Source organism: Cupriavidus necator, assembly GCF_040578825.1.
Classification (GTDB): domain Bacteria; phylum Pseudomonadota; class Gammaproteobacteria; order Burkholderiales; family Burkholderiaceae; genus Cupriavidus; species Cupriavidus necator_E.
Genome location: NZ_JBEFLI010000103.1, coordinates 1 through 18,351, shown reverse-complemented (window position 1 = coordinate 18,351; position 18,351 = coordinate 1). Strand labels below are relative to the sequence as shown.

The window sequence follows — 18,351 nt, the reverse complement described above, 5'->3', positions numbered from 1 at the left end:
TGTCGCGGCTGCTCGCCGAGGCGGGGCTCGGCTACACCGTGGTTGAGGATGAGGATGCGCCGAGCGGACATGCCGTGGTGATCTTCGCTGACAGCGCTGACGGTGGTGTCGGCGAATATGAACGTGGATTTTGCGGCGGCGAAGCGGATTCGGGTGGCCACGGCGGGTGGGGCTTCGATTCTGATCGAGGGCGGGAATATTACGGTGGAGTGTCCGGGGGCGATTACTTATAAGGCGGCGCAGAGGAAGTTTGAGGGGGCGGTGAATACCAATCGCGACCTGCCGCTGTTTCCGGATACGCCGCTTTCCCTCGATAACGACTATCCGTTCTCCATTTAACTGAACGCTTGCGACGCTGCACAATGCTGATCAGTCCTCCATTCCTCCCGCCACGCCCGGCGAATCAAACCGAAGACCAATGGATCGATGCTGCAATGCCTGGCAGTGACCCAGGCGAAGGCGCATTGGAAGAGCCGGTGGCGAAGTGCCGCTGAGTGCTGACGGTCGTAGTGATGCGGTTTTCGGCGAGCTGTATTTCCACCTTCCGGCGACGATTCAGGTATACGCCACGCGGCCGGGACTGAATCAGCCTACGCCCTCGGGCGGGGTGGCACTTGGGGAGGAACTGTTTGTGGGGCTTCGCTATGCGGAAGGCCATGGTGCACGAGGGGCTTCGGGTCATGCATATGTAACGACCTATAGGCCGAACGGTTCGACCTTAGGGGAAGCCCTGTCGGAGGCAGACGCGGAATTCAACTTGTACCGCGATGCCAACAACATCTGTGAGGCATATCCGCCCAATGCTCGCCCAGCGCCCAGCGTTGTATATGAACTGCTGCGCTTTGGACGGGTAATCGGTCCTGACGCGTTGGCGCCACTAGACGTGCCGCACTGGCGTATCAGGTAAATTCGTCAGGCTACCGCTTAGCACATTTTTTCGGGCAGGGTGCGGAGGAGTCAAGAACATTGACGCTAATGTTCGAGCAGAGAAGTGAGGCGAGCTGCAATCAACTCTATTCCGGACGTATGGGTAATGACCTTCCGGGCGATGCCTTCAGATACCGTGGTCGAGGGATGAAGCAGCTAACAGGAAAATACAATTACACGGAATACTGGGTTTACAGATCCTGGATCAGCCGACGATCTTTTGATCGGGAGTGGTGGCGGCAGACAGGGACCGTTCGGAGGCCGGTGATCGATAATCCCGATACTGTTGGAAATGATGACTATGTTGTTATCGATGCGGGAGGATGGTATTGGACAGCTTCGCCCCATAGAGGTGAACCCCATGCACTCAGTTCGATTAATCGAGTGGTAAGCTCTGCCCGCCCGACCCGAGAGAATGTGAGAGTCGTGACCCGGGCGATCAACGGCGGCGAGACGGGCCTTGATAACCGTGAGTTTCATACCGATAGAATCTATCGTATCGTTGGGGATGAGGTGCATCAATGAGGGGAATTATCGCTGTCATATTGTTGCTAATCACGGCTCCGGGTATCGCTAAAGCGGTGGACGTGGCTGAGTTCATGGGAAGGTCTGTGCACGTCAAGTTTAAAAAACGGGATTATGTGAAGGTTGTCGAGCAAACGGCAGCAGAGGGGACGGCGGCAGAAAAAAAAGGTGTGTTGTTCGAAATAGTGCTTGCTAAAAGGCGACCGATCGGGGGCAATAGGTCCGATACTGGAACAGTCTGTCTTGGAAACGTAGCTACGTGCCAGACCATTGGGCAGGGTGTTCTACCGTACTGGTTCGATGCAAATAGCGCGCTGCGAATTGGAGACCCTACCGCAACTGTCCGAGAAATCCCGATTTCGAGCCAACGCGCATTTGAGGCATTTCACTTGTGTGGTTGGGAGCAACAAGGTAAAAGTATGCCTTTTGGCGGACAGTGTTATACGTTAGTGCTGCCACTTGAAGGCAAAGTAGTAAGTCTAACCTTCTTGCTGGGACGGAATACCGGATGCAAACGATATGAGGCATGTTGGCGAAAAGAGCTAGAAAAAGCGAGATGGATTGCTGCTAACGTTATGTAAGTGCTCGAGCAGGTAAGACAAACTTAACACCTGCTGCACCTCCGGCTATCGATGCTGAGGGCCGGAGCAGTGCTGCTTTTCTTTTCTTAACCGGATGTACCAGCGTCGACCAACATAGTCCTGCGATCCGCAATGGCAAGGGTACAGCGCACAACCATACGGCGGATTACATTCATCAGTTCTATGTTGACGGTAGCTGGGGAGGTAACGTCTATGCGTACAGCGGTGGAGCCAGCTTCGTCTGCTGCGTGCAATATCCTGGACAGTGGCGAAGCAATCTGGAAGTGAAGGTACGCTGGACGACCTCCAGCTCCGGTCCCAATGCAAAGGGCGATGCGGCGGCAGGGAGATGGCATGAGGCCAATGTATCGGTCGAGCGCTATGATCGGCTAGGCATTGTCCATGTTCATTTTCTCGCCGGCGGCCATGTTCGTGGCGGTCATTTCAGAGTTCGGTGCTGCGCGGCCAGAGTATGTGGGGCCTCGTTCAGCATGACACCCTCCCGCTGGCCGCTGAGCCGCACCAGCAACCCCCACCACCTTGCGTATTGTATCAACCGATCTATAATCCCATTCCATACCGACCGATACAAAACCTCCCACCATGGCCCGCCCCCGCAAATTCAACGAACAGGCCGCCCTGACCGCCGCCCTGGACGCCTTCTGGGCGCGCGGCTATGAGGCTACTTCCACCCGCGACCTGACCAGCGCGATGGGCATGACCCAGCCGAGCCTGTACAACGCCTTCGGCGACAAGCGCTCGCTGTTCCTGCTTGCGCTGGACGGCTATCTCGATGGCACGGTGCGTGAGCGCATCGCACGGCTGGAAGCCGCGTTGCCGCCCGCAGCCGTCATCACTGCCTACTTCGCCGAAAGTATTGAACGATCGCTGGCCGATCCGCTGCACCGCGGTTGCCTGCTGGTGAATACGGCGCTCGAAGTCACGCCGGACGCTCCTGACTTGCAGCAGAAGGTGGCGGATGCCTTTATGGAAATCCGTGACTTCTTCCGCCGCCAGTTCGCCGCCGCGCAACAGGGCGGGGAAGTCGATGCCGGCCTCTCGGCCGAAGACGTTTCCGCGCAATTGCTGGCCGTTCTGCTCGGCATGCGCGTGCTGGCGCGCGCCGCGCCGCAGCGCGAGCTGCTGGAGGGTGCGGTGCGGCCGACGCTGGCTTTGCTAGGGTTGCCGCCGCTGACCGCCGGCACCGGCTGATCCTCCAAGCCTCTTCTGATTCCCCATCCGTAGCAGCCATGCGCGCGGCCCGTGCCGCGTGCAGGTGAACTGCATCCTTTTTCGGCGCCATGCCCTGGCGCCGATGGCCCCGTCTTGCCCGCAGCAAGGCAAGCGGTCACTGGAGACCACCATGTCCAGCCATATCACCGCGCGGCAGCCATGCGCCATACCCTCAGCACAACTGAGCATACGCGACGTCTACGCGGCTCTCTCTGGTCTTTGCGCCAGCCTGGTGGCGATCGGCCTTGCGCGCTTCGCCTATACCGCACTGATCCCGCCCCTGATCCAGGCGAACTGGTTCCCGGCATCGCAGACGGTGGCGCTGGGCGCGGCCAACTTTGCCCGCTACCTCGCGGGTGCCTTGCTCGGACGGCCACTGGTGTCGGTCTGGTCCAACCGGACGGTATTGCGCGCGTTGATGCTGGCGGCCACGGTGGCATTTTTTGCCTGCGCCTGGCCGCTCTCCCTTACATGGTTCTTTGCCTGGCGCTTCGTTTCAGGCCTTGCCGGCGGGGCGATCATGGTGCTGGTGGCGACGTCGATACTGCCGCATATCCCCGCGCCGCGCCGCGGTTTGGTGATGGGGACGATTTTCCTCGGGCTTGGCCTGGGCATTGCTGCATCCGGCACGCTGGTGCCGCGCCTGCTGCAATTTGGGTTGCTTGAGACATGGTTGGGGTTGGGTGCGTTGTCGCTGGCCCTGACGGCATTGAGCTGGTTCGGCTGGCCAGGCCAGTTGCCGCAGACATCCGCCAGCGCGGGCGCGGCTGCAACGACTTCTGCCGCCATCGCCCCGGCAGCCCGCCGCAAGCTGCGCCTGCTCTACGCGCAGTACGCGATCAATGCCTTCGGGCTGGTGCCGGCGATGATGCTGCTGGTGGATCTGGTCGCGCGCGGACTGGGCCGCGGCAGCAGCGTGGGTGCGTCGTACTGGGTGCTGTACGGCATCGGTGCGATTGCCGGGCCGCTGGTGTGCGGTTTTGCCGGGGACCGGCTTGGCTTCGGTGCCGCTTACCGGGGCGCGCTGGTGTTCCAGGGGTTGGCGACGGCGGTGCTGGCGCTGTCCGGCGATCCCGTGGCGGTTGGCGTGGCCGCGGTGGTGCTCGGTGCCTTTACGCCGGGCATTGCGCCGCTGGGTCTTGGTGCGATCCAGGAAACGCTGCCGCACGACCCGGCCGCGCAGCGTGCGGCGTGGAGCCATGCCACCAGTGCCTTTGCGCTGTTCCAGGCGCTCGCTGGTTATGGCTATGCGTGGATATTTGCGCATTCGCAGGAGAACTACGCGCTGATCTTCGGTTGCGGCGCGGTGGCGCTGGCACTTGCATTGGCCGTGGGACTGGCCGGCGAGCGCCGTGCGGCACGCTGAGCGTGAGCGGCCGCCGGCAGCAAATCCGGCATCGGCCTAGAATCGGGTTTTCCGGCCCCGAGGGGCAGCAAGATCCCTGCAAGGAGCATTACGCATGAGCCATCTGTTCGAACCGCTCGCCATCGGCAACCTCACGCTGGCCAACCGCATCACGATCGCGCCGATGTGCCAGTACTCGGCGCAAGACGGCAATGCCGGCGACTGGCACATGATCCATCTCGGTTCGCTGGCGCTGTCCGGCGCGGGCATGCTGATCGTGGAAGCCACCGCGGTGTCGCCGGAAGGGCGGATCACGCCGCAGGACCTGGGCTTGTACTCGGACGACAACGAAGCGGCGCTCGGCCGCGTGGTGAATGCCATGCGCGCGCATGCGCCGATCGCCATCGCGATCCAGCTTGCGCATGCGGGCCGCAAGGCGTCGAGCCACGCGCCGTGGGATGGCGGCCAGCAGATCGCGCCGGATGCGCCCCGTGGCTGGCACGCGGTGGCGCCGTCCGCGGTCCCGCATGGCGCCGAAGAAGTCCCGCCAGTGGCGCTGGACCGCGCCGGCATGGACAAGGTGCGCGATGACTTTGTCGCGGCGGCCCGGCGGGCGGCGCGGCTGGGGCTGGATGGCATCGAGATCCATGCCGCGCACGGCTACCTGCTGCACCAGTTCCTGTCGCCGCTGGCCAATCATCGCGATGACGAATACGGCGGCAGCCTGGAGAACCGCATGCGTTTTCCGATCGAGGTGTTCGATGCGGTGCGCGAAGCGTTCCCGTCGGATCGCCCGGTGTGGATGCGGATCTCGGCCACCGATTGGGTGCCGGGTGGATGGGATATCGAAGGCACGGTGGCGTTGTCCAAGGCGCTGAAGGCGCGCGGTTGCGCGGCGATCCATGTGACCACGGGCGGCGTGTCGCCGCAGCAGGCGATCAAGCTCGGGCCTGGGTATCAGGTGCCCTACGCGCAGCGCGTGAAGGCGGAAGTGGGCTTGCCGACCATTGCGGTGGGCCTGATCACCGAGCCGGAGCAGGCCGAGGCGATCATCGCCAACAATGAGGCGGACGCCGTGTCGCTGGCGCGCGCGATGCTGTATGACCCGCGCTGGCCATGGCATGCGGCCGCGCGCCTGGGCGCCAGCGTGCAGGCACCGAAGCAATACTGGCGGTCGCAGCCGCGCGAATTCAAAGACCTGTTCGCCGGGGCGGCCTTCGGGCAGCGCTAGCTGCTGCTCACCACGGATCACCACAGGAGACAAGCGCCATGAAACCCCGCATCACGCTGATCACGCTGGGCGTCGACGACCTGGAGCGCGCGGTTCGCTTCTATCGCGATGGCATGGGGCTGCCGACGGGGGGCATTGTCGGCGAGCAGTTCGAGCATGGGGCAGTCGCGTTCTTCGACCTGCAGGCCGGGCTGAAGCTCGCCGTGTGGCCGCGGGCAAGCCTCGCGCATGACACGGGCCTGACAGTGTCGCCGCGCGCGACCACGGATTTCTCGCTGGCGCACAACGTTGCGGACAAGGCGGAAGTCGATGCGGTGATGGCCCAGGCGCAGGCCGCCGGAGCGAGCGTGGTCAAACCGGCCCAGGATACGTTCTGGGGCGGCTATGCCGGGTATTTCCAGGATCCGGACGGACACCTGTGGGAAATCGCCTGGAATCCGCAGATGCTGCCTCAGGACTGACGCTCCCCCGCTGCATTTCTCCCGCACCCCGCTCACCAACGGGGTGTGCCTCGGTTCGCGCGCAAATTTCCGCCTGACGATTTCCCTTCGCCGCAGCGCACCATGACGTGGTGCGCTGCCGCAAAGGGATTTCCATGATTGCCACGCGCCACCCAACTGTTGACTATGCTTTCAACAGACCGCCATAAGCATGGCGATCGGGCGGCCCCCACGCATTTCAGGTATTCCCCGGCTTTTCCCGCCCGATCGGCAGACCACCGAAGTAAAGCAATAAGAACAAAGGGCAAGGGAGACATCCATGCAAGTCTATGACAGCCTGCTGTATGTGACTGCGATGGTGCTGGTGTGCTTGTATGTGTACCTGGGCGTGCTGTCCCGCAGCACGGCGATCAAGCTGGGTTCCCCGGCGATCGTCGCGGGTCTGGTGCTCGCCTATTCGCTTTCCCCGCTACATTCGGGCGGCTGACGCCGCATGCCCCGCCGTGAGCGGGGCGTCCCTCACTCTGCCACGGCCGGCGACTGACGGCCGTGGCTGTCTTCGCACTGAGCGGGCGCATCGCGCAGAAGCGCGTCGATGGCTTCCTGCAGTGCCTGCGGCTCCACCGGCTTGTGCAGCAGCGCGGTGCCGGCCGCATGCGCGGTGCGCAGCCGGTCTGCCGCCGTGTCGCCCGTGATGATGATCGCTGGCACATGCCGGCGATGCGAAGATGCGAGCGGTGGACAGTTTCGCGACGTGTCCACACCACTTTTTCCTTACCCACTACCACCCGGCTGTGGGTATTTTTTTGGCTGTTGATGCCGCGGGGGAAGAAAAAAGCCGGGGCCGCATGGGCGGCGCCGGCTTTGGGCGTGTACGGGCGTGGTATGCCCGTAAGAGAAGCCTGCAGCGGGATTACGGGCGGTTCACCGAGATGTCGTAGAACGATGCCGCATTCACGCCGATTCCGATGCTCAGGCCGGTATTGCCGGGAACCAACGAGATCATCTCGGCAGCAGTAGTGCTCGGTGCCCGATAGCGCAGGCCGTTGGCCGGGCTGTTCACCTTCCAGCTGTCGAGACGGCCGTCTTCGATGCGCTTGCGGATGTAAGTGCCGGTCTGGGAATCGACCGACGCGATCGTGGTGGACCAGGTCGTCGGCCCGGAAACCGTGCCAGCCGTGATCACCGAATCCCAGTACGAATTGGACGTACCCACGACCGGCAGTGCCCGCACCACCTGCTTGGCAGCAATCATGAAGCCATCGCCATGCGTGATGACGGCGGTCACCTGGCCATCGGTGCCCTTGAATGCGTAAGCACGCTGGGTTCCAAAGGCGTCAGCGATATTGAAGCCGCCGTCGGCGTTGGCGCTGAGCGTCGGGCGCTCATCGGGCAGCCACGCTTCGCACGTGTTCACGCCGGAGCAGTCCGCACCCGCGGTCATCTTGCCGGCCGCATCCACGCTGAACGTCACGCGACGCGGGGCGTACGGGGACGACGCGTTATCACGCTCGTAGCCGAGGCCGTTCCAGTCGCCGGCGAGGTCGGCAAGTGTAACGGACTGGGCAGGCATGATCAACGCAGGCAGCACGTTGGCCGTTCCCGCCGGCGGCAGCGCGAGGCTCAGGCCGGACTTGGACACGAGCACGGCGGAGGTCGAACTGCCGCTCGGCACGGTAAAACGGCAGGCATCCGAAGCCGCGGCGGTGAAGGGCACTACGCCGGTCACCGAGGCGTTCGTGCCAAAACCGGTCTTCAGCGTCAGCTGCAGCGTGGCGGCATCCATTTCGGCTGCCGTGGCGGCGGGCGAGCCCAGACCGATCACGTGGTAATTGCCGGTCTTCAGCCCCGCGCAGCTTGCAGCTGCCGGCTGCAGCGCCGTCTGGATGGCGGTAGCGCCGGCATTGGCGCCCATGGCCGCCGACAGCTCGGCCAGCGACGTCTTGGACGTTTCCAGGCGATCGCCCAACTGGTCCAGCAACTGGTCCAGTGCATTGCCCGTCTGGCTGCCATTGGCAGCAACCAGCGGATCCTTGACCGGGTCGATGCCGGTCAGGTCTACCACGCCCGTCAGCACCAGGCGCACGGCGCCGGTGGCGGTGCTCACATTAGCAGGGGTGAGCCTGGCTTGCGCGTTTGCGTCGAACTGGTTGAAGAAGGCGTCGGTGCTGCCTTGTGCCAGCGATGCGGTGACCAGTTCGGTCAGCGGCGTGATATTGGCCACGGCGCTGGTGCCGTTGCCGGCCTCGACCACCGAATGCAGCGTGGTGCCGCCCGGCGCCTGCACGCTCAGCACGCAGGGGCGCGTCGCGCCTGCGATGTTGATGGTGAAGGTGCCATCCGCCGCGGTGGTGGCGGTGCCGGTGCCCGATGCGCACTTGGCCTGGACGGCGGCGTTGCCAAGCGCGGCGCCGACGGCGGCGGTACCGGTGATTTTGGTCGTGGCGACCGGCGCAGAGTTATCGCCGCCGCCGCCTCCGCATGCGGAGAGCGCAGCAGCAGCCAGACCCGTCAAGAACAGTTTGGTTTTCATCCCTGTATTGATTTGTTTGGTTTTGGAGGGAGCAAACGCGCCGCGGTGACCGACCCGGGACACCTGGCTCATTCTGGCGCGCCGCCCACAGGGCGTGACGCTGCCCTGCGGGCGTGGAGTGTGACGGAAAAGGCTTATACCCGACAGCCCGCCATCAGGTGATTGACAAATGCCGGATCGCGCCAGCGAGGACGAGATAGACGCTGCGCTAAGCCGCAGCAGGCCAGACGCCTGCAGGCTGCAGAGTCGTCGTCCCGCTTCCGCTACCGCAGTCCGCCAGCAACTGCTCCGCATCGATCCCGAACCAGTCCTGCCAGGCGCGCGCCAGCGCGGCCCCGGAGCGCAGGCCGGCGAGCAGCGACAACCAGTCCAGCGTGGGCACCGGACCGGCCGCGGCGCCGAGCGCATGCAAGGCATGCGCGGCGCGCTGCTCGCGCAGCAGAGGGTGCAGCGCCTCGCCTTCGGCAAACAGCCGCGCGCGCACCAGGCGTGCCGGTACCTGCCAGTGGGCGGCGAGTCGTTCGGCATTCCAGTCGGTATCGGGACGGGCGAAGACCAGCTCGGCCAGCCGTCGCGACCAGGGCTTGTCGCCCGGCTTGCCGAGCAGGCGCGGGCATTCGCTGTCGGGCACGGCGGTCAGCACGATGGCGCAGGGCTGCTGCCAGGTGCCGGGCAGTTCGCAGTCGAAGTGGGCGAAGGCGTGGACCACGAACGGGTCGCCGGGCCGCACCTCGCGCCGCGCATTGGCGTCGCGCAGGCTGGCCGAGCCGTGCAGCGCCTGTACGTGCACGGCGAACGGAAAGCGCAGGCGGGCAAAACGGACGTGGCGACGGCTGACAAGCGGCATGCGGAACACTACCCCGGAACTGGCGAACGCGCGTGGTGCGCGGCCGGTAACTGTCGCAGCATTGTACGGGGGATGCAAGGCCATCAGTGTCGCCTTGTTGACAGTTGGCCGGCCGGGCAACGGCGGCGCGGCCAATGCTCTACAGCTCGGACAGCCCGAAGTGCCGCAACCGGGGCAGATCGGTCACGCGGATGCTCTGGTAGGACAGGTGCACCATGCCCTCATCGGCCAGCCGCCGCAGCGCCTGGTTGACCCGTTGCCGCGACAGTCCGGTGAGCAGCCCGATTTCTTCCTGCGACAGCTCCAGCACGGGGCTGGTGCGCGGGTACAGGTCGGGGTGGAAGAGCTGGGCGATGGCCTGCGCCACGCGCGCGTCGGCACCCAGCAGGCGGTCGTTCTGCACGGTGGCGATAAACTGGCCCATCCGTTCGTTGAGCTGCCGCACCACAAAGCTGGCGAACGGCAGGCTCTGCGCCAGCAGCGTATTGAAGACCGGCTCGGGCACCAGCAGCACCTGCGAGTCGCGGATCGCGATGACGTCATAGCGGCGTTGCTCGCGCTTGATCACGCTGCCTTCGCCGCACCAGCCGCCCGCCGGCACGCCGGAGAACGTGCAGCCGCGTCCGTCGGGCGTATAGACCGCCAGCTTGATCAGGCCGCTGTCCACGCCGATCCAGTGGCGCGAAGGCTCGCCGCGCCGCGCGATAAAGGCGCCGGCGGCAAAGGACTGCAGCAGGGTTTCCTGGGCGGCCAGCGCCTGGTGTTCGGGGGCGAGGGCACTGAACCACGCGTGGCTCGACAATACCGCTGCGAGGCCGCGGCTGGCATCTGCGGATTCGGTCATGGCATGCACGCGAGCGGCACGGAAAACATCCTTGTAAGTATCGTGTAAGCCTTGACTGGCGCGGGTTTGCGGGAGGTTTGTCGTCTCGACGACAGTGCGCCGGCGTGTGCGATGATAGCCTTGTGCCAGAAAAAGTGACAGCACCGGACGATGCCATGCAAGGTCACATCGCCCCGGCCATCGCTGCAGCCATGCAGCGCAACGACAGCATCACGCGGCCGGTAGCGCGGCCCGCCGCCGCCAGCGCCGCAGACAAACGGAGACACCAGTCATGCCCACCGATTTCGATAGCGGCCTGGCCCGCAATGCGGCCAATTTCGTGCCGCTCACACCGATCGACTTCCTGGTCCGCGCCGCCGAGGTATACGGCGATCGCCTGGCCATCGTGCACGGACCGCTGCGCCAGAACTGGCGCGATACCTATACGCGCGCACGCCGGCTGGCCAGCGCGCTGGCACGTGCAGGCATCGGCAAGGGCGACACCGTGGCCGCGCTGCTGCCCAACACGCCGGCGATGGTGGAGGCGCACTTCGGCGTGCCGATGGCGGGCGCGGTGCTCAACGCACTCAATATCCGGCTCGATGCCGCCAACCTTATCTTCATGCTGCGCCATGGCGAGGCGCGCGTGCTGCTGGCCGATACCGAGTTCGCTGACCTGGCGCGCCAGATGGCGCTGGAAATCCCGGGCCTGAAGGTGATCGCCGTGCACGACGCGCTGGGCCCGCAGGACGAGCCGTTTGGCGATACCGACTACGAATCCTTCGTCGCATCGGGCGATTCGGAATACGCCTGGCGCATGCCGGCCGACGAGTGGGAGGCGATCGCGCTGAACTACACCTCGGGCACCACTGGCGATCCCAAGGGCGTGGTCTACCACCACCGCGGCGCGGCCATCAACGCGGTGTCCAATATCCTCGAATGGGACCTGCCCAAGCACCCGGTCTACCTGTGGACGCTGCCGATGTTCCACTGCAACGGCTGGTGCTTCCCATGGACCATCGCGGCGCGTGCGGGCATCAACGTCTGCCTGCGCAAGTTCGAGCCCAAGCTGGTGTTCGACCTGATGCGTGCCGAAGGCGTGACCCACTATTGCGCCGCGCCGATCGTGCATACCGCGCTGGTCAACGCGCCAGAGGCATGGCGCGAGGGCGTGCGCGGTCCCGTGCGCGGCATGGTTGCCGGCGCGCCCCCGCCCGCCGCGGTGCTGGCGCAGATGGAGGCGATGGGCTTCGAGCTGACCCACGTCTACGGCCTGACCGAAGTCTATGGCCCGGCCGCGGTCTGCGCCGAGCAGGATGACTGGCGCACGCTGTCCGAGCAGGACCGCGCGGTCAAGAAGGCGCGCCAGGGCGTGCGCTACCACCTGCAATCGCAGGTGACGGTGCTCGATCCCGATTCGATGCAGCCGGTGCCGGCCGATGGCGAGACCATCGGCGAGATCATGTTCCGCGGCAATATCTGCATGAAGGGCTACCTGAAGAACGAAAAGGCCACGCGCGAAGCCTTTGCCGGCGGCTGGTTCCATACCGGTGACCTGGGCGTGTGCATGCCCGACGGGTATATCAAGATCAAGGACCGCAGCAAGGACATCATCATCTCCGGCGGCGAGAACATTTCCAGCGTCGAGGTGGAAGACGCACTCTACCGCCATCCCGCGGTGCTGGCCGCGGCGGTGGTGGCGCAGCCCGATGCCAAGTGGGGCGAGACCCCGTGCGCGTTTGTCGAGCTGAAGGAGGGGGCCAGCGTGACCGCGGAAGAACTGATCGCGCATTGCCGCACGCTGCTGGCGGGCTTCAAGGTGCCCAAGGCGGTGTATTTCGGGCCGTTGCCCAAGACCTCGACCGGCAAGATCCAGAAGTTCGAACTGCGCCGCAAGGTGAAGTCGGATGCGGCGATCGATGTCTGAGCAGCGGAGGCGGTGCGGCCGCTAGTGCTGCATCGCTTCCTCGGCATCGTGCTGTCCGGCGATGCGCGCGTCGATGGCCTCGCGTCCCCATGCAATACCGGCGCGCGTTGCGTCGGTGGCGCAGCCATAGCGCGCCTGTCCGGCAGGACACGGCAGCGCGAGCTTGCTGCCGTGATGCCAGACCTCCGCGCGCAGCGTCCACCAGCCGTCAAGCTGGCCGCCATAGCGCAGCGCCGCGACATGGATGCGGTGGCCGCGGTACATCACGTTCTGGTCACGCCATCCGCTGGGCATTGGCAACAGGTGGCTGCGGGCGTGGCGTCAGCGCGCCCGCACTTCATTGTGGATCGGTCTACTGGGGGTGCGGTGGCGGTGCCACTCTTCGGTAATGTCGGGGAAGACGTCAAACTCGCCCCGCACGATGTTTTCAATGGTGGCGCATACGCATTCCGTGCCGCGCGGGCCCACGCACACCAGGCTGCGCGGATGGTCGCTGTGCTGTGGAATGGCATAGACGCGCATGCCCTCCTGGAAGAGAGGATGCTTGCGCAGGCGCTCGTTCATCATTTCGACAAAGCGCTGCGGAGTCACGACCGGCTTATCCATTGCATGCTCCTGCGACCTGGCCCGCGGCTCCCTTGCGGTGGGCAACCGGGCGACAAGGTCAGTAAAGGCCAGGAATATGACAGGCAGGTGGCATGGATACTGCCGGCAGCAGGGGTCTGCCGGGAGTGGCCGGAACGGAGAATCGCGGGCAATACACGGCCCGCGTTGCCACTGCCACCATTCCAGACTAGGTCATGCGCCGCGCGGATCAAAGTGCCGCCTGGCGTAAAATGCGAGACCGCAGCGGAATGTGGCGGCTTGACAGGACTCAGGTGGCTCGCACTTCGCCCGCGGCGCGCGGGCCGTCGAGCATCTGGTTGCCGGCGGCCCAGCAGGCGGCTTCGGCCTCGGCGTGCGAGGCGTAGCTGGAAGTGGCCTCGACGGTGCAATCGGCATCCGCGGCACCACAGCGCTCTTCCATGATGATGCGCCAGGTGTACTGGCCGGGCGGGTCTTCCATCACATGCAACACCAGGGTGCGGTGATCGTCGGTCAGCGTAAGGGGCAGGGTCGACATGGGTGCCTCCCATTGGGGTGGAACGCATTGATGCTAGCAACTGGGCGACGCCAATGCCATGACAGTTTTGCGCCTGCAGCATGGCAAGATACGCCAGGTGCAGCAGCGGGCGGCTTTCGCCGCCGCGCCAATTCCAGTATCTTCTGCGCCGTGGCGCCACGGGGCGCCTGCTTCTCGTGACCGATCATGCCTATTTCGCCTCAGCTTACCGAACGGGTCGCCGCCCTGACGGCACACTACGACGCCACGGTGCTGCCGCTGTGGACCGCCAGCGGCTGGAACGCCGACCTGCTGCTGCCCTACGAGGCGCTAGACGGCGCCACTGCGGCGCCGCTGCCGCCGGCGCGCTACCGCGCCATGGCCTGCGCGCGCCAGCTCTATGTGTTCTCGCTGGCCGGGCAGGATGCGCATGCCGATACGCTGTTCGGCTCGCTGCAGGCTTACTTCGGCAATGCCGACGGGGCATGGCTCTACAGCGTCGATGCGGGCGGCGCGCCGCTCGATGCCACGCGCGACCTCTATACGCATGCCTTCGTGATCTTCGCCTGCGCCAACTATCATGCGCGGCGCGGCAATCCGGATGCGCTCGACGTGCTCGATGAAACCGTCGATGTCGTCGAGGACCTCTTCAGCGACGAACAGGGCCTGTACCACGCCGCGCTGACCGAGCAGTTCCGGCCCAAGGGCGCCGGTGTGCTGCAGAACCCGGTGATGCACCTGACCGAGGCCTACCTGGCCGCGCTCGATGCCACCGGCGATGAGTGGTATGCCGAACGCCTGCGCGAGATCGCGATGGCGGTGCATGAGCGCTTCGTCGATCCGGCCAGCGGCTGCATCGCGGAACTGCCGCAGGGCAGCGCAAACAACCGCATCGAGCCGGGGCATCAGTTCGAGTGGTTCTCGCTGATAGCCGGACGCCGGGATCTGTTCGAGGACCTGCCGCTGGACGGCGCGCTGCGCCAAGCCTTCGCCTTCGCGCAGCAGCATGGCGTGGCCGCGGACACGCTGGGAGTCAGCGCTGCGCTGGACGCGCAAGGCGCGCTGCTCGACGGCACGCAGCGCATCTGGGCCCAGACGGAATATGCGCGCGCGTTGGCTCTGCATGGCGAGGCCGGGTCATTGGCCACGCTGGAAACGTGGGCGCAGCAGTTCCGCAACCGCTTCCTGCATGCGCAGGGCTGGCACGAATGCCTGGCGCCCTCGGGCGACGTGGTGCGCGCCGAAATGCCATCGACTTCGCCCTATCACCTGGCCACGTCATACCATGCACTGGCGTCATTGGCGGGCGTGAACTGGCCGGGGCAGGGAGGCTGAAGCCGCTGCTTCGTCGTTATCAATTCTTTGCAGTCGCCGTCGGGGGCTGCGACTAAACTCAAGCCCGCGCTCCGACCCGTATCGTTTTTTTTCTTAACTACCTGGTCGTCGTTCTGAAGTTACGGGCCCGGGGCGCCCCGGGCCACGCAGCGTCAGCGCTGCACGGTGCTGACCGCTTGCGACAGGGCCTGCGTCCGATGCGCTGACGATTGCCCGCTATTCCGTCACGCCGTGCTCGCGCAGCAGCCGCTCGCATTCGTCGAGCATGTCGTGCGCAAAAGCGGACTGGTAATTGGGATCGAGCGCTTCCATCATTTCGTGCGCGGCGTAAAGGCCGGCCTCGCGCGACAGCGTGTCGTTAAGCTGCCGCGCAAACTGGTCGCTCAGCTCGGACAGCAGCCGCCGCTCGGACAACGGCAGCTGCAGCTTCGAGCGCGACAGCCATTCGCCGGCCAGCGTCGCGCCCTGGGCGTCGGTCATCCATTGCCGGTGTTCGTAGTAGGCCGACAACCGCTCGGCGGTCAGCGCGAACAGCAGCGCCTTGCGGGTATTGAAATCGATCCTGGGCAGCGGGGCGAGAGTCATGCGTACGGCGTGATGCGGTGCGCGGCCGGTGGGCCGGCGACGGTCTTGTCAGGGTATGGGATTGAGGTCAGGACAGGCCGTCGCCGGCTTGCGCGAAGCGCGTCGCCAGCCAGTCGCCGATGGCCACGATTTCTTCGAGGCAGATCGCATGCCCCATGGAGTAGGTCTGCCACGTGAGCGGGTGCTGGCGCGCCTGCACGAAATCGCGCGCGGCGACGCCCAACTGCAACGGCACCACATCGTCCTGCGTGCCATGCGCGGCAAAGACCGGCGTGGCGGCATTGGCTGCGCAGGCCTGCGCAGCGAGCAAGGCGGGTGCGGGAATATAGGTGGACAGCGCGACGATGCCAGCCAGCGGCTCCGGATGCGTCAAGCCGGCGGTATAGGCGATCGCGCCGCCTTGCGAGAAGCCCGCCAGCACGATGCGGCCGCAGGGAATGCCGCGTTCGTTCTCGCGCGCGATCAGCGCGCGGATGGCCTCGCACGAGGCACGGATGCCGGCTTCATCGGCGCGGCGGCCGGCTTCGTCCAGCGAATAGATGTCATACCAGGCCGGCATGACATAGCCACCGTTGCAGGTCACGGGAATGGCCGGCGCGTGCGGGAAGATAAAGCGCACGCCGGGCGATGCCGGCAGGCGCAGCTCGGGCACGACCGGCGCGAAGTCGCTGCCATCGGCGCCCAGTCCGTGCATCCAGATGACGGCGCACGTGGGGTTGGGCGCGGTTTCAGTTTCGATCGCGGGCAGCAGTTCGCTCATATGGCCGGTTCCTGTGTGACGATGCGCCTGCGCGCCGCGAGGGGCGGCAGGCAGCGCGAGTATCGCACAGGTCGGCGACCGCTTCGCCTGAAGCCCCGGCGCGGGCCGGGGCATCTGCCCTACGCTGGCACGGCCAGCGTCAGGCAGCGGACGGAACGATCGGGACGGTGGTCAGGCCCGGTGCGCGCGCAGGTTGCGCGGCAGGGGGCAGTTCAGGCGCGGCGGGCAGCGCGGCGCGGCGCTTGTCGACCACGTCTTCCACGCCCTTGGCGGACACATCTTCCAGGAACGCCACCATGTCACGGTAGTAGGCGACCTGCATCTGTGCCTCGAGCAAGCGCCGTTCGGCCTGGAACAGCGTCAGCCTCATGTCTTGCAGTTCCCTTTCGGCGATTTTTTCCGGGGTCGGCGGACTGAACAAGTTTGCAAGCCAACGCATGGCAGTACCTCCAGGGCTGTCAATGGCGAGTTAGCGATGCTTGTGCCATGAGGACCAATATAGACAAGAAATCGGCAAAAGGCCTTTAGGCCTCTTGGCCGTGGCGCCTCGCCCACAAGGATGATTGCCGCTGGCGGAAGTCTGCGGTAGATTGTCCGCCTACCGTTGGACCGTGCCCTGTGTCCATTGGCTGCGCCTGCAGCCGTCAACGTTTAACACGTTGGCATGGCGGTTTTGTGACCATGATTTTCTGCGCCGGTCGCTTCGCGCTCGCCTCTCGCTCGCCTCTCTGCGAACTTCCCGTTCCCGATCTTTCCGTTGCATTTTTCGCCTGGATTTCGCTTGGTTCCGGCGCATGCACGAAGCCTACGATCGGTGCCCAGAAGGCAGCGATATGGTCAGGCACGATGGCCGCGTCGTGCGGCATCGCGTCCAGCATCACCAATGCATGCAACTGCCTGGCTGCGCTGGCCAGGCGCTCTGCATGAGGCGGGGTGATGACCGCATCGTCGCGGCTGTGGACCACCAGCAGCGGCTGCGTCAGCTTGCTGGCGCGTGCAGCGTTGTTCCATGGATCCGGCAACAGCCATGCGGCCCACGCCGGCACACGTCCGGTCTGCACCGCGGCGAGGCGCGCCGAACTGAAGCCGGCGGCAATCACGTAGCCATCGGGCTGCGGCACGAAACGCCGCGCCACGTCGAGCAGGATGCCCGAGCCCAACGAATGCCCCAGCACCACGCGCCGCTTCGCCATGGGCGTGTCCGCGACAAAGCGCTGATACGCGGTCAGCGCATCCTGGCGCAGATGGCGCACGCTGGGCCGGCCGGTGCTGCGGCCATAGCCGCTGTAGTCGAACACAAACGAGGCGATGCCGGCTGTGGCCAGCATCGCCTGCACGGGCGCCCAGTCGGCCACGGATTCGTTGTCGCCGTGACACACCATCAGCGCGGGCGCGGCGGGATCGGATGCGGGCATGAACGCGGCGTGCAGCATGCGCTTGCCGCTGGGGAATGTGGTGTGCCGCGCAATGGCGGGCGGTTCAGCCGGTTCGGAAGAGGGCTGGCCGTATCTTGTCTCATCCGTCGGGGTGACAAATGCTTTGCGTTCCAGCGCACGAAACAGCAGGTGGCGCGCGACACCGGTGGCGAGCGCGAACCCCGCGGCGGCGGCAAGCCAGCGGTGCGACGTCGAAGCGGAGCGGGGAGAGTCGGGTTGCGGGCCTGTCGGCATGGGCGTGGAAGTAGCGAAAGCCTTTGCTTCAGGCTAGCAGCCCGAGGGCGCTGCGGTGAAGGAAAGTTCATTTCGCAGCGTCCGGATCTGTCGCCCGACAGGTTCCACAGCCTCTAGCTATCAGATCGATAGAAAAGTTTTTCCTTGACTCTCTACCTAGTAGTAGATAGCATTCGATCCATGGAACCGCTGCACCGCCAGCAACAAGCAAGAAAGGGCGATAAGTGGCGATCCCATTGCATTACCGTAGGCGGTCTTTTTTTAGCGCCGAGCATCTATCTACTAGTAGATGCGAGTCTGGAAAGAGACCTGCCTTGATACGCCACTGATACCCGATTGACGCGATCCCTAAACCATCGCCTCCAGGAGCCCACCATGAATGCCAAGTTTGCCAAGACCCTGATCACCGCCGCCACCCTTGCCGCCGCCTTCGCTGGTGGCGTTGCGAACGCCGCTGGCGTGAAGGACAGCACCTTCGCCGGCGACA

At 65.1% G+C, this 18,351-nt stretch carries 19 protein-coding genes and 2 pseudogenes; 10 read left to right on the top strand and 11 right to left on the bottom strand.

The features are described from left to right. Window positions 1-96 precede the first annotated feature (96 nt). The 8 genes and pseudogenes from AB1I47_RS31110 to AB1I47_RS31075 form a co-directional block, all read left to right on the top strand. Window positions 97-339 (top strand): annotated as a pseudogene (locus tag AB1I47_RS31110) (DUF2345 domain-containing protein); the annotation flags it as partial. Between the two features lie 1,109 nt (window positions 340-1,448). After that, on the top strand, window positions 1,449-2,033 hold the full coding sequence (locus tag AB1I47_RS31105; protein ID WP_354687510.1) for a hypothetical protein: 585 nt from the start codon (window positions 1,449-1,451) through the stop codon (window positions 2,031-2,033). A 47-nt stretch (window positions 2,034-2,080) separates the two neighbouring features. Then, window positions 2,081-2,713, top strand: a complete 633-nt coding sequence (locus AB1I47_RS31100; protein WP_354687513.1) for a DUF3304 domain-containing protein — start codon at window positions 2,081-2,083, stop codon at window positions 2,711-2,713. Next, entirely contained in the window at window positions 2,637-3,245 is a 609-nt protein-coding gene (locus tag AB1I47_RS31095; RefSeq protein ID WP_354687509.1) for a TetR/AcrR family transcriptional regulator, read from the top strand. The genes AB1I47_RS31100 and AB1I47_RS31095 overlap by 77 nt, the downstream gene beginning before the upstream one ends. Window positions 3,246-3,396: 151 nt before the next feature. Beyond that, the gene (locus AB1I47_RS31090; protein WP_354687508.1) at window positions 3,397-4,632 is read left to right on the top strand and encodes a YbfB/YjiJ family MFS transporter; all 1,236 of its coding nucleotides are present in this window, start codon (window positions 3,397-3,399) and stop codon (window positions 4,630-4,632) included. A 94-nt stretch (window positions 4,633-4,726) separates the two neighbouring features. Next, window positions 4,727-5,842 (top strand): NADH:flavin oxidoreductase/NADH oxidase, encoded by a 1,116-nt coding sequence (locus AB1I47_RS31085; RefSeq protein ID WP_354687507.1) that lies wholly within the window; start codon window positions 4,727-4,729, stop codon window positions 5,840-5,842. A 38-nt stretch (window positions 5,843-5,880) separates the two neighbouring features. Continuing rightward, window positions 5,881-6,303, top strand: a complete 423-nt coding sequence (locus tag AB1I47_RS31080; RefSeq protein WP_354687506.1) for a VOC family protein — start codon at window positions 5,881-5,883, stop codon at window positions 6,301-6,303. 298 nt (window positions 6,304-6,601) lie between these two features. Then, window positions 6,602-6,769 carry a hypothetical protein gene (locus AB1I47_RS31075; RefSeq protein ID WP_022538372.1) on the top strand — a complete coding sequence of 56 codons (168 nt, stop codon included), beginning with the start codon at window positions 6,602-6,604 and terminating at the stop codon, window positions 6,767-6,769. A 32-nt stretch (window positions 6,770-6,801) separates the two neighbouring features. On the opposite strand, the pseudogene AB1I47_RS31070 reads toward AB1I47_RS31075, so the two are convergent. From AB1I47_RS31070 to AB1I47_RS31055, 4 genes and pseudogenes are all read right to left on the bottom strand, one after another. Then, window positions 6,802-6,999: pseudogene (locus tag AB1I47_RS31070) on the bottom strand (ATP-binding response regulator); the annotation flags it as partial. Window positions 7,000-7,195: 196 nt separating this feature from the next. Then, the gene (locus tag AB1I47_RS31065) at window positions 7,196-8,815 is read right to left on the bottom strand and encodes a hypothetical protein (protein WP_354687505.1); all 1,620 of its coding nucleotides are present in this window, start codon (window positions 8,813-8,815) and stop codon (window positions 7,196-7,198) included. Between the two features lie 208 nt (window positions 8,816-9,023). Then, window positions 9,024-9,746, bottom strand: coding sequence for an AraC family transcriptional regulator (locus tag AB1I47_RS31060; protein WP_407935943.1), 723 nt, complete (start codon window positions 9,744-9,746; stop codon window positions 9,024-9,026). Between the two features lie 55 nt (window positions 9,747-9,801). Continuing rightward, entirely contained in the window at window positions 9,802-10,506 is a 705-nt protein-coding gene (locus AB1I47_RS31055; RefSeq protein WP_354687504.1) for a Crp/Fnr family transcriptional regulator, read from the bottom strand. Between the two features lie 271 nt (window positions 10,507-10,777). Here AB1I47_RS31055 and AB1I47_RS31050 point away from each other — a divergent pair, with 271 nt between their 5' ends. Continuing rightward, window positions 10,778-12,412, top strand: a complete 1,635-nt coding sequence (locus tag AB1I47_RS31050; RefSeq protein WP_354687503.1) for an acyl-CoA synthetase — start codon at window positions 10,778-10,780, stop codon at window positions 12,410-12,412. A gap of 21 nt (window positions 12,413-12,433) precedes the next feature. Here AB1I47_RS31050 and AB1I47_RS31045 read toward each other — a convergent pair whose 3' ends face one another. The 3 genes from AB1I47_RS31045 to AB1I47_RS31035 all read right to left on the bottom strand — a co-directional run bounded on the left by AB1I47_RS31045 (window position 12,434) and on the right by AB1I47_RS31035 (window position 13,535). Next, window positions 12,434-12,706, bottom strand: a complete 273-nt coding sequence (locus AB1I47_RS31045; protein ID WP_354687511.1) for a DUF6566 family protein — start codon at window positions 12,704-12,706, stop codon at window positions 12,434-12,436. A 27-nt stretch (window positions 12,707-12,733) separates the two neighbouring features. Continuing rightward, on the bottom strand, window positions 12,734-13,018 hold the full coding sequence (locus tag AB1I47_RS31040) for a hypothetical protein (RefSeq protein WP_354687502.1): 285 nt from the start codon (window positions 13,016-13,018) through the stop codon (window positions 12,734-12,736). A gap of 268 nt (window positions 13,019-13,286) precedes the next feature. Then, complete coding sequence (locus AB1I47_RS31035) at window positions 13,287-13,535, bottom strand: hypothetical protein (RefSeq protein ID WP_354687501.1); 249 nt, start codon at window positions 13,533-13,535, stop codon at window positions 13,287-13,289. A gap of 186 nt (window positions 13,536-13,721) precedes the next feature. On the opposite strand from AB1I47_RS31035, the gene AB1I47_RS31030 reads away from it, so the two are divergent. Next, window positions 13,722-14,849 (top strand): AGE family epimerase/isomerase, encoded by a 1,128-nt coding sequence (locus AB1I47_RS31030; RefSeq protein WP_354687500.1) that lies wholly within the window; start codon window positions 13,722-13,724, stop codon window positions 14,847-14,849. A gap of 216 nt (window positions 14,850-15,065) precedes the next feature. On the opposite strand, the gene AB1I47_RS31025 is transcribed toward AB1I47_RS31030, so the two are convergent. From AB1I47_RS31025 to AB1I47_RS31010, 4 genes are all read right to left on the bottom strand, one after another. Continuing rightward, window positions 15,066-15,434: a hypothetical protein gene (locus tag AB1I47_RS31025; RefSeq protein ID WP_354687499.1), complete on the bottom strand. Its 369-nt coding sequence runs from the start codon at window positions 15,432-15,434 to the stop codon at window positions 15,066-15,068. A gap of 67 nt (window positions 15,435-15,501) precedes the next feature. Further along, entirely contained in the window at window positions 15,502-16,194 is a 693-nt protein-coding gene (locus tag AB1I47_RS31020; RefSeq protein WP_354687498.1) for an alpha/beta hydrolase, read from the bottom strand. Window positions 16,195-16,333: 139 nt separating this feature from the next. After that, window positions 16,334-16,633 (bottom strand): hypothetical protein, encoded by a 300-nt coding sequence (locus tag AB1I47_RS31015; RefSeq protein ID WP_354687497.1) that lies wholly within the window; start codon window positions 16,631-16,633, stop codon window positions 16,334-16,336. A gap of 205 nt (window positions 16,634-16,838) precedes the next feature. Further along, window positions 16,839-17,864 (bottom strand): alpha/beta hydrolase, encoded by a 1,026-nt coding sequence (locus tag AB1I47_RS31010; protein ID WP_407935942.1) that lies wholly within the window; start codon window positions 17,862-17,864, stop codon window positions 16,839-16,841. Window positions 17,865-18,351: the final 487 nt, after the last annotated feature.